The sequence below is a fragment of the Acinetobacter sp. ATCC 27244 genome, assembly GCF_000156555.1.
Taxonomy (GTDB): domain Bacteria; phylum Pseudomonadota; class Gammaproteobacteria; order Pseudomonadales; family Moraxellaceae; genus Acinetobacter; species Acinetobacter haemolyticus.
This window is the reverse complement of record NZ_GG665950.1, coordinates 133231-145856: the sequence shown is the minus strand read 5'-3', so window position 1 is coordinate 145856 and position 12626 is coordinate 133231. Positions and strand designations below refer to the sequence as shown.

At 41.9% G+C, this 12626-nt stretch carries 7 protein-coding genes and 1 pseudogene; all 8 read right to left on the bottom strand.

Going from position 1 to position 12626, the window contains the following annotated elements; all coding sequences use genetic code 11:
* Window positions 1–18 precede the first annotated feature (18 nt).
* Window positions 19–609 (bottom strand): LemA family protein, encoded by a 591-nt coding sequence (locus tag HMPREF0023_RS02820; protein ID WP_008941144.1) that lies wholly within the window; start codon window positions 607–609, stop codon window positions 19–21.
* Between the two features lie 173 nt (window positions 610–782).
* Window positions 783–1673: pseudogene (locus tag HMPREF0023_RS02810) on the bottom strand (metal-dependent hydrolase).
* Between the two features lie 170 nt (window positions 1674–1843).
* Window positions 1844–3265 (bottom strand): FAD-dependent oxidoreductase, encoded by a 1422-nt coding sequence (locus tag HMPREF0023_RS02805; RefSeq protein ID WP_005087020.1) that lies wholly within the window; start codon window positions 3263–3265, stop codon window positions 1844–1846.
* 71 nt (window positions 3266–3336) lie between these two features.
* Window positions 3337–7815, bottom strand: coding sequence for a glutamate synthase large subunit (gene gltB / locus HMPREF0023_RS02800; protein WP_017396548.1), 4479 nt, complete (start codon window positions 7813–7815; stop codon window positions 3337–3339).
* A gap of 461 nt (window positions 7816–8276) precedes the next feature.
* Window positions 8277–9149, bottom strand: coding sequence for a hypothetical protein (locus tag HMPREF0023_RS02795; protein ID WP_005088508.1), 873 nt, complete (start codon window positions 9147–9149; stop codon window positions 8277–8279).
* Between the two features lie 15 nt (window positions 9150–9164).
* Window positions 9165–10250 (bottom strand): 3-dehydroquinate synthase, encoded by a 1086-nt coding sequence (gene aroB / locus HMPREF0023_RS02790; RefSeq protein WP_008941139.1) that lies wholly within the window; start codon window positions 10248–10250, stop codon window positions 9165–9167.
* A 20-nt stretch (window positions 10251–10270) separates the two neighbouring features.
* On the bottom strand, window positions 10271–10813 hold the full coding sequence (gene aroK / locus HMPREF0023_RS02785) for a shikimate kinase AroK (protein ID WP_005087029.1): 543 nt from the start codon (window positions 10811–10813) through the stop codon (window positions 10271–10273).
* 38 nt (window positions 10814–10851) lie between these two features.
* Window positions 10852–12626: type IV pilus secretin PilQ (locus HMPREF0023_RS02780; RefSeq protein ID WP_008941138.1), on the bottom strand; the 1775-nt coding region annotated here is incomplete at its 5' end.

The window sequence follows — 12626 nt, the reverse complement described above, 5'->3', positions numbered from 1 at the left end:
ACTCCCAAATATTCAAAGTTAATTAAATGAAACCGTAGGAGCTTGTTGAGCAGATTGTTCCGCCTTGAAGTTTTCTTTGGTTTTCATGCCAATCACTTTAGCAGTCATGACTTGTGGGAATTGGCGTGAATAAGCATTGTAATCTTGAACACTGGTAATATATCGATTACGAGCGACTGCAATACGGTTTTCCGTACCTTCAAGTTGCGCTTGTAAATCTCGGAAATTTTCATTGGCTTTAAGATCAGGATAATTCTCTGAAACTGCAATCAGGCGAGATAGTGCGCCAGTCAATTGACTTTGTGCTTGCTGGTAACGCTCAAATAACACAGGGTCTTCTAGGACTTCTTTATCCACTTTTAAGCCTGCAACGTTAGAGCGTGCCTCTGTGACTTCGGTCAATACTTGCTCTTCATGTTTGGCATAGCCTTTCACAACATTCACCAAGTTAGGTACAAGATCAGCCCGTCGTTGGTACTGGTTTTGCACTTCTGACCATGCAGCCGTCACCGCCTCATCTTTAACTTGCAATGTGTTATAGCCACAACCCGTGAATAGCAATGTACTTGCCAAAATTGTTGCAAGTGCAGTTTGTTTCATCAGTTTCATACCTATTTATCCTCAAGTTTTTCTTTATATTTTTAACAATAATTTATTGTAATGTGATTTTTTACGTGCTTTGTAAAGTTTATTAAATTTGGTTATTCAATATTTAAATAAAAAAGGCATCACTTCCATGTTTGAAGTAATGCCCCACTAAACACAATTTGCGTCGACTTAAATTAACTATAAATTTTGGATGCTGTTTCTTCTTGAAATGAAATCATGCCATATTCATCAGCCATACGTGCTTTCCAATAATTGACTAACTTCGTATAATCATGTTTGGCAGGGTGGAAATCCGCTTGATAATAAGATAAATATTCAGGAATGAGCTGAATTAACATTTTTACAAGTAAATAAGTACCAAATAAATTACCGCCGACTTTGGGCAAACTTTTCCATTTATCCTGCTATATTAAACGCGTCGTTCCATAAAAAACCAAACTCGCAAAACCTGTGGTGACACTGCGCATCAACAAACGACGAATACGATCATCCCCATATACTTCTTGGTAGACATCAAAGGCCACAGACCGATGCTCGATTTCTTCAATCGCGTGCCAGACCCAAAGTTTCATTGCGTCATCGTCCAAGGTACTCAGAATCTCTGGATGTTTGAGGATATATCCCCCTAACATCGCAGTAAAATGTTCAAAAGCACAGGTTAAAACCAATTGTAATTTCGGATGAATATTACGAAGTGCATCATCTCGTTTTGCCAGCCACGCTTGGAAACGATCTAAATTATAGTCATCGCGTCGCCATGCATCATTGAATTCAGTGTGTGCCTTGGAGTGCATCGCTTCTTGACCAATAAAAGCAGCAATCTGTGCTTGTAATTGAGGATCTTTGACTTTATCTCTCACATTGCGAACACTATTGACAAAGTATTGTTCCCCAATCGGAAAAGTAGAAGAAAGTGCTGTTAACAGATGAGACATGAGTGGAGAATTCGCAAAATAATGCCGCTTAATTTTTTGTGGATTAAATTGCAAACGTCGCACCATAATTCCTAAGGCTTTAGGGCGATTTAAATAGCTTTTTTCTTGATTTACATTTGCAAGTGCCATGTTGAGTGCCTGCGCAATTTTTATACCGAGTTTGAGTATTACGCTGGGAAAACTCGATGCACAGGGCAAAAAAGCTTATAAAATTTGCCAAAACTACCAAACAGACCAGATGAAATAACAAAGCCTGCATTTCGCAGGCTTTGTTTAGAATAGGTTTCAGCGTTAAGTGTTTAGACACCAAGATAATCTAAAATACCTTCAGCAGCTTGACGACCTTCCCAGATTGCGGTTACGACAAGATCTGAACCACGCACCATATCTCCACCCGCAAAAATCTTTGGATTAGAGGTTTGGAACTTAAATTCTTGTTGCTCAGCAGCAACCACACGACCTGAACCATCAAGGCTGACTTTTGCATTCGCAAACCAGTCCGCTGGACTTGGACGGAAACCGAAAGCCAATAAGACTGCATCAGCTGGTAAGACTTCTTCAGAACCAGGAATTGGTTCAGGGCTACGACGACCACGGCTATCAGGCTCACCCATCTGTGTCGTCACGACTTTTACGCCTGTGACTTTGCCATTCTCACCTACAATTTCAATTGGCTGGCGATTGAATAAGAATTTCACACCCTCTTCATAGGCATTCTTCACTTCGCGCGCAGAACCTGGCATGTTACTTTCGTCACGACGGTAAGCACAGGTGACTTCTTGTGCGCCTTGACGCAACGAAGTACGGTTACAGTCCATTGCGGTATCACCACCACCAAGCACAATCACCTTTTTACCATCAACACTGATATATTCGCTTGGATCTTTTTCCCAACCTTGGCAACGATTTACGTTCGCAATCAAGAAGTCCAATGCGTCATAAACACCATCAAGGTCTTCACCTGGGAAGCCACCTTTCATGTAGGTATAAGTCCCCATACCCATGAACACTGCATCGTATTCAGCAAGTAATTGTTCGATTGTAACGTCTACACCGATTTCAGTATTTAAACGGAATTCGATGCCCATCCCCGTGAAGATTTCACGACGACGCTTCATTACATCTTTTTCCATTTTAAATTCTGGAATACCAAATGTGAGCAATCCACCAATCTCAGGGCGTTTATCAAATACCACTGGCTTGACACCACCGCGCGCAAGAATGTCAGCACAACCTAAACCCGCAGGACCTGCACCGATAATGGCAACTTTTTTATTGGTCCATTTTACGCCAGACATATCTGGACGCCAGCCTAAAGCAAAGGCAGTGTCATTAATATATTTTTCCGCATTACCAATCGTCACTGCACCAAAACCATCATTTAAGGTACAAGCACCTTCACACAAACGGTCTTGTGGACAAACACGACCACATACTTCTGGCAAGGTATTGGTTTGGTGGCACAGCTCGGCTGCTTGGAAAATTTGACCTTCTGCAATCAGCTTTAACCAGTTAGGAATATAGTTATGTACAGGACATTTCCATTCGCAATACGGGTTACCACAACCTAAACAACGATGCGTCTGATTCGCAGCCACTTCAGCAGTAAAAGGTTTATAAATTTCCACAAATTCTGCTTTGCGGACAGTAATATCTTTTTTCTCTGGATCTTGGCGTGGTACGTCCAGAAATTGAAAGTCATTATTGAGGCGTTCTGCCATGTCTCTCTCCGTGGGTAGGCGCAGCGGTTTTCTTCACCTCTGCACCTGCCTATGTCTTTGCAGTCGTGGAATTATTGTGGATCAGCTTGGGTTGTTTTCAAAAGCGTTTGCAAATTAGCAGCTTTTGGTTTTACAAGCCAGAACTTACGGCTATAGAAGTCGAACTCATTACGGATTTTGTAAGCCCAAGCACTGCCTGTTTCTTGGATATGCTCATCAAGAATACGTAATAGATATTCTTTATGATCTTCCATCGCTTCTGTCGAGATACGGTTGAGGTCAATCAACTCATGGTTGTAGTAATCAACAAAGTCATTGTCGAGGTCAAGCACATAAGCAAAACCACCCGTCATACCTGCACCGAAGTTGTGACCAACCTTACCTAATACAGTCACCACACCACCCGTCATATATTCACAACAGTGGTCTCCTGCACCTTCAATTACCGCAAATGCACCTGAGTTACGAACGGCAAAACGCTCACCTGCGGTACCCGCTGCAAACAACTTACCGCCTGTTGCACCATATAAACAGGTGTTACCAATGATTGCAGTATTTTGTGTTTGGAATGGTGAACCTTTTGGTGGGAAGATCGACACACGACCACCCGCCATGCCTTTACCAACATAGTCGTTCGCATCACCTTCAAGTTTGATATGCAAGCCACCTGCATTCCACACACCAAGTGATTGACCAGCAGTACCAACCAAATTCATCACAACAGGGCTATTTTCCATACCCAAGTTGCCATAACGACGTGCTATCTCACCCGAGATACGCGCACCGATTGAACGATCACAGTTACCTACAGTAAAGTTAAATGAGCCGCCTGTTCCCGCTTCAATCGCTGGTAGCATTTCTTCAACCATACGTTCAGCCAATACACCTTTATCGAATGGTTCATTGCCTTGAACTTGGCAATATTGTGCCTTGCCTTCTGCAGCAGGATGAGAAGTTAATAATGCACTTAGGTCTAAGTGTGCATGCTTTTCAGTTTCACCCGGTAATACTTCAAGTAAATCAACACGACCAATCAAGTCTTTCAGTGATGAAACACCTAATGCAGCCAACCATTCACGTGTTTCTTCTGCAATAAACTTGAAGAAGTTAATCAACATTTGTGGCTCGCCAATATAATGCTCTTGGCGTAAATGATCTTGTTGGGTTGCCACACCAGTTGCACAGTTATTTAAATGACAAATACGTAAGTATTTACAACCTAATGCGATCATTGGTGTAGAACCAAAACCGAAACTTTCAGCACCTAAAATAGCGGCTTTAATCACATCCAAACCTGTTTTTAAACCACCATCAGTTTGAACACGAACCTTACCACGCAAGTCGTTTACACGAAGAGCCTGATGCGCTTCACTTAAACCCAACTCCCATGGTGAACCCGCATGGTGAATTGAAGAAAGTGGAGATGCCGCTGTACCACCGTCATAACCTGAAATGGTGATGAAGTCTGCATAAGCTTTTGCAACACCTGCAGCAATTGTTCCAACACCTGGCTCAGATACTAATTTTACTGAAACCATTGCTTGAGGATTGACTTGCTTCAAGTCAAAGATCAATTGCGACAAATCTTCAATCGAATAAATATCGTGGTGTGGAGGTGGAGAAATCAACGTCACGCCTGGCACCGAGTAACGTAAACGCGCAATCAAGCCATTTACTTTACCACCCGGTAGCTGACCACCCTCACCTGGTTTCGCACCTTGCGCCACTTTGATCTGTAGAACTTCAGCAGAAGTTAAGTACGCTGGTGTTACACCAAAACGACCTGATGCGATCTGTTTAATTTTTGAGTTACGAATCGTGCCATAACGCGCAGGATCTTCACCGCCCTCACCTGAGTTTGAACGACCACCAATGGTATTCATTGCAATCGCAATTGCTTCATGCGCTTCTGGAGACAATGCACCTAGAGACATACCTGCAGAGTCAAAGCGAGGTAAAATCTCTTCAATGGTTTCAACTTGATCCAATGCAATTGAATTGGTGGTTTTTAACTTAAATAAGTCACGAATCGTTGCAACAGGGCGATTATTTACCAACTCTGCATATTCTTTAAAGTCTTGGTATTGACCTGAACGTACCGCTTTATGAAGCGAGTTAATCACATCAGGGTTGAACGCATGGTACTCTTTACCAAAAACAAATTTGAGCAAACCACCTTGATCAATCGGCTTACGATTCTGCCATGCAGTGGTCGCCAACTTCTTCTGGTCTTTCTCTAAGTCAGCAAAGGTTGCGCCTTGAATACGACTTGGCACACCAAGGAAACATTGGTCCACAACCTCTGAAGATAAACCAACAGCTTCAAATAACTGACCACCACGATAAGAGGCAACCGTCGAGATGCCCATTTTAGAGAGAACTTTTAATAAGCCTTTCTCAATCCCTTTACGGAAATTCGCTTGTGCGTGAATTGGATCACCCAATAACTCACCTTTAGCAACCAAATCATTGATTACGTCATAAGCTAAGTACGGATACACCGCTGTTGCACCAAAGCCAAGCAATACAGCGAATTGATGTGGGTCACGAGCAAAACCCGTTTCAACTAAAATGTTTGCATCAGTACGCAAACCGGTTTTAATCAAATAATGGTGAACTGCACCTGTTGCCAATGCTGAATTTGCGGGTAAGAAACCTTCACGAATATTTTTATCCGTTAAAACGATCAAGGTCTTACCATCACGAATTGCTTGCGCGGCTTCTTCACAAATACGTGTAATTGCAGCTTGCAAACCCTCAGTCTCAGCGTAATTCAAATCAATATCAACTACGCCATAGCCTTCGCGCTCTTTTTCAACATCACGAAGTTGCTGCATTTTCGAATTAGACAATACAGGGCTTGAAATAATGATGCGATCCGCATGTTCTGGACCTTGTTCGAATACGTTTTGCTCACGACCTAAACAAGTTTCCAATGACATTACAATTGATTCACGTAATGGATCAATTGGTGGATTGGTGACTTGCGCAAATTGTTGACGGAAATAGTCAGACACATGGCGTACTTGTCGAGACAATACTGCCATTGGCGTATCATCACCCATCGAACCCACCGCCTCTTGACCACTTTCAGCAATCGGACGTAACAATTGATCACGCTCTTCAAATGTCACCATAAACATTTTTTGAGCTGCTTTTAATTGATCGCCTACTAAACCTTGATCAATCAATTGCTCTTCTAACTCAGGATTCGCTTTCAGGCGAATGGCATGATCACGCAACCATTCACGATACGGACGCATATTTTTAAGATGATTACTGACATCTTTAGTGTCCAGCACTTTACTAGTTAAAGTATCAACCACCAAGATTTGACCTGGACCAACGCGGCCTTTAGACACCACATCTTCTGGATGATAGTCCCATACGCCAATCTCAGAGGCCAACGTGATGTAATCATTCTTTGTGATCACCCAACGCGCAGGACGCAAACCATTACGGTCCAACATACAGATCGCATGACGACCATCTTGAATAACTAACCCAGCAGGACCATCCCACGCTTCCATATGCTTAGAGTTGAACTCATAGAAGGCACGCAAGTCCGCATCTAATGTTTCAACGTTTTGCCATGCTGGTGGAACAAGCATACGTAATGCACGGAATAGATCCATACCACCGCCCACAAGGATTTCAAGCATATTATCTAAGCTAGAAGAGTCCGAACCAGTACGGTTTACAATTGGATTTAACTCAGTTAAACCTGGCAATAATGGGTTTTCAAATTTTGGAGTACGCGCCAAAGCCCAATTACGGTTTGCAGTAATGGTATTAATCTCACCATTATGCGCAAGATAACGGAATGGCTGAGCCAACGGCCAACGCGGTAATGTGTTGGTTGAGAAACGCTGATGGAATACCACGATATGTGATTTTAAACGCTCGTCCGCCAAGTCAGTATAAAAGTCAGCAATTGCCGCAGGCATCATCAGACCTTTATAGCTGATTACCGTTGTTGCTAAAGTCGTCACATAGAATAAAGGATCATTGTGCAACTGTTGTTCAGCACGACGGCGCGCTAAAAATAACTTACGGTTGAATTCAACCTCAGTTAAGCCCATTGGGCAATTTACAAGAATTTGTTCGAACACAGGCAATGATTGCAATGCAATCTCGCCTAATGCGTCATTATTTGTTGGCACAACACGCCACGTTGCAACTGTTAAACCTTCCGCTGCAATTTCCTTATTCAGAATATTCTTTGCATTTTGAGCAAGTGCTGGATCAATATTTAGAAATACAGTACCCGCAGCAAAAATTTCTGTCAGGTTGACCCCTAATTTTAGTGCTTCATCACGGAAAAATTGTTTAGGCATAGCCAGTAACAATCCGCACCCATCTCCTGTCTTACCATCTGCGGCAATACCACCACGGTGCGTCATGCAACTTAAACTGTGAATCGCGGTTTCAACTAAATGATGGCTTGATTCCCCTTTCATGTGGGCGATCAGACCAAAACCACAGTTATCCTTAAACTCATCAGGTTGATATAAACCTTGAGCGGGAGCTACAGTATTAGGCGATGGCATGTGCATAGCGTACCCTTCTTTTCAACATGGCTCTTTCGAGCAACAAACAATCAATTCATTTTCTGCGATATTGCCGATTAACTCATACAAAGTTCAATGCTTCGCGAAAACATTTTTCATGGCGAATTTGCAATATACGTCTTTCTCATCCAAGAATCAGCGTATTTACCATGTAATGTGTTTTCAGTTATTACACCTTAGCAAGGCTTTGTAAAGCAGAAAACTTTACATTTCACCAAATTAATGAGTCATTTAGCACCAAAAAGAACATTGAGCAGACAAATTAGCACCACAAAAAAGCAAAAAACATGCCAATAGGATATAAATTTACTAAATCATTAAAAAAATTAAAATAACTTTAATTTATAGTGATCTGAGACCAAGATTTACTGACCAAAAATGCACCACAAAAAAGCATAGCGCCACAATATTGCACTAATAAAGCACCATTTTAGTGCTAATTAATTAAAGGGGTCACTGATTTCGCGCTTAGAAGAATCTGAATTTTCTTTTATTTTCTCTGCATTTGTCGGTGTATGGACAGCAGACTGATTTTGCTGGACATTCACGACATTGCCTTGTGCATCACGGCGAGTCACCGTTGTTCTCACGGTTGTCGATGCATCTGCTGATGAAGTTGCTTTATTGGCTGAAGTTGCACTTCGAGTGGTCCCAATTAATAGCGTTTCATCAACCTTTGGTAAAGCAGCGGGTTTTAATTGAATCGCATAGAGCTGATTGGTGGACAGCTTCATCTCATCTGCACCCAAATCATTCACTAAATCGACATAAGTTTCGAGCCGCTGTGCTTTCGGTTGGATTGATTCTGGTAGACTCAACTCTAATTGTGCAAATTGACGATTCGCTTCATCTGGATTGGCAAACAGACCATATACCAAAACATATTGTTCAACTTGATCTTGGCCACTTAAACGAAAATAGGTAAATTTTTTCCGATCTGAGCGATTTAATAAAAAGTTTTTAATAATTGCTTCGTTTGAACTACGAAAAATTTCCATCGTCCAACGACGCTGATTGTCTTTGACAAATTTCGTCCCGCGAAATTCAGGAAGATGCTCATTAGCAACCACCACACGCGCTTTTAAATCCAAAGGTCTTACACTATCTGATAGAGCACCCAAATGCGTCGTGGCAGCGACCTTTTCAGGTTGAATTTGCACAGAGGTTTCCGTTTTCGAAGGTTGCTCCACTTCAACCAAAGCATCACGATCCGTCACCGCCCAAAAAACCAATGCAGCAATTAAACAAGCGAGCGCTAAAACTAGCCAGCTATATTGTTGAATATTTTGCCAAATTGATCGTGACACAGCCATGCTTTCCTTCGTGATTTATGATGCAGATTGATTTGCAAGAATAGATTGTTTCATTAGCTCAATATCAAAGTCTTTAGTGATCACAGCTTGCCCTAACTTTTGGAGCAAAACTAAGCGCAATTGACCATTTAAAACTTTTTTATCATGTGCCATATAAGCAAGAAACTCATCTAATGGAATTTTTGGACATGATATCGGTAAATTAGCACGTTGAATGATTTTTTTTGTACGTTCTACATCTTCAACCGCGATCCACCCTAAACGCTGTGATAAATCTGCAGCCATGACCATACCCGTTGCAACAGCCTCTCCATGCAACCATACGCCATAACCCAAATAAGACTCTATCGCATGACCAAAAGTATGACCTAAATTTAATAAGGCTCGCTCACCTTGTTCTTTTTCATCATTAGCAACAATACGTGCTTTATGGGCACATGAGCGATAAACCGCTTCTGCTAGTAAATTTGCATCACGAGCAACCAATGCATCCATATGTTGCTCTAACCATAACAAGAAGTCTTGATCACCTAATAGTGCATATTTAATGACTTCAGCCAAACCCGCTGATAGCTCGCGATCAGGCAGGGTATCTAACTGGGCCATATCCGCAAGCACCACCTGCGGTTGCTGAAAAGCACCTAACATGTTTTTCCCTAAAGGATGATTAATCCCCGTTTTCCCCCCAACGCTCGAATCTACCTGAGATAAAAGCGTGGTCGGTACTTGTACAAAATTCACGCCACGCTGAAAACATGCCGCTGCAAATCCAGCCATATCGCCAATTACACCACCACCCAAAGCCAGTACCGTGCAGTCACGATTAAAACCAGACTCTAATAAAGCATCAAAAATCAAGTTGAGATGTTGAATATCTTTGAATTGCTCACCATCAGGTAAGATGCACTGCGCAACCTGCTTATTCAGTTGAATGAGCGCATCTTTGTAGCTTTGCAAATATAAAGGAGCGACAGTGGTATTGGAAACGAGCATGACTTGTCGCCCATGTAAATATGGCTCAAGCAAAGTTTTAGGATCTAAATGACTTCCAATAAAAATCGGATAACGACGCTCACCTAACTCGACATATAATGTTTGCATAACTTAAACCAACGACAGATTTACTTAACTTGTTTAGATAAAATTACTTGAAGAATTCGCTGAGCAAGGTCACGTGCAGCACCTTGATTAGTTTCAATAATATGATGTGCGACCTCACGATACAAAGGATCACGTGTCTCCAATAAGTCACGTAACTTCTGTTCTGGGTTTTCGACTTGTAATAATGGACGATTTTTATCGCGATAGGTTCGCTGTAGTTGTAGCTCTACAGGAGTATATAGATAAACAACAATGCCTCGTTGTTTTAAAAGTTCTCGATTGGGTCGTTGGGTCACTGCCCCGCCACCTGTAGCCAAAACAAGTGAAGAGCGGGCAGTTAAATCATTCAACACATTTGTTTCACGCAAACGAAACCCCACTTCACCTTCTTTTTCAAAAATCCATGGAATCGTCGCCCCTGTTTTACGTTCAATTTCATGATCGCTATCCATGAAATCTCGTCCTAACAGTTCAGCTAAGTGTCGACCAACAGTTGTTTTTCCTGCCCCCATCGGCCCTACCAAATAGATATTTGGTAGGGATTCAAACGCTTTGCTTGGCAAAGGCGCCACCTATATTAATTGCAATTATTGAAAATATATTAATGATTTCTGGTCAAAGTGTCATTAACAATTCTCGGTGTCACAAAAATAAGCAGTTCACGTTTATTGTCTGTTTTCAGATCACGACGGAAAAGTCGACCCACATACGGAAGATCACCTAAAAATGGCACTTTAATTTGTGAGCTGAGATTTTCCTGCTCAAAAATACCGCCGAGCACCACAGTTTCACCATTATCCACCAAAACATTGGTATCAATTGAATTCTTACTAATGGTTAATTGACCCGTTGGCGTTGGTGCGCCAGGTGCATCTTTTGCAATGTTAAGTTTCATCATGACTTTTCCATCGGGCGTAATGCTTGGAGTCACATCTAAGCTTAAAGTTGCATCAATGAACTCCGTTTTAGGTACCGCATTTGCGCCCCCACCCGTCGAAGATGCATAAGGAATTTTGGTTCCTGACTCGATCTTTGCAGGTTGCTTATCAGCAGTCATCACTTTAGGCGTTGAAATAACCTCACCAAAACCATCCGCCTGTACTGCAGAAAGTTCTAAATCCAACATAAAATCAGAGAGGCTAATTAAGCCAAAAGCAATACGACTTGCACCCGGAGTAACTGCCCCCAAATCCACATTTAAATTATCAGGACGTTCGATTTCATACTTCCACCCACCAGTCTCACTGTCTTTCTTAGGCTCTCTTAGATTCCACAACGTAGTATCACTACCACCAACCAGCAAATCATTATTTCGAGTGATACCTTGAGACAAGATTCCCCACTTCACCCCCATTTCCTTCGTAAAGTCAGTGCTTGCTCGAACAATGCGGGCTTCGATCATAACTTGCTTAACAGAGACATCCAGCAAATCAACCATCTTACGGATCTTGTCAATATTTTGAGCAGTATCATTTACAATTAAAGTATTGGTTCGTACATCAGCCACTGCACTACCACGTGGACTTAACAAACTTTCCAGTGCGAGTGAATCTGAATTCGCAGTACGATTTGATGCCCCAGCCTTACCGTCACGAGAATCTTCAATCAGCTTTAAGATATCCGCCGCTTTGGCATAACTCAGCTTGATATACTCTGATTGGATCGGCGCGAGCTTCACACTCTGAGCGATGGCTTTTGCCTCTTCTTCCTCTGCCTTGATCAGTTCTGCCACTGGTGCAATCCAAATCACATTACCATTACGACGCTTATCCAAGTTTTTGGTTTTCAGCACGATATCCAAAGCCTGATCCCAAGGTACATCTTTTAGGCGTAAAGTAATATTCCCTTGTACCGTATCAGCAGCCACCATATTGATATTGGTAAAATCAGCAAGTAACTGCAGCACACGACGCACTTCAATATCTTGGAAATCTAAAGAAATCTTATTGCCAGTATAAGTTTGAGATTTTGCTTTTAATGGTGATTTTTCTTCAGGTCGCTTTAAACTAATCGTCAGTTTATTTTCAGCTTGATAAGCCATGTATTCATAACTACCCGCAGACTGAATGGTAATCACACCATTACCTTTATCATTATAGGCATCAATACTTGCTACAGGAGTTGCGAAATCATTGGTATTTAAACGACGTGCTAAATGGGTCGGAATTTTGTTCCCCATCGTCCGCACAACGATTTTACTCCCTTGCTGTTGTACATCTACTGGCGTATTACTACCCAATAAATCAATCACAACTAGACCTTCACCTTGATTGCCACGTTGGAAACCAATATTTGAAACCCCTTGTTGTACTTGACGGGCAGTGGCAGATACAGGACTCGCAATAGCAGGACGCGCAGAATTAATTTTTAGAATAA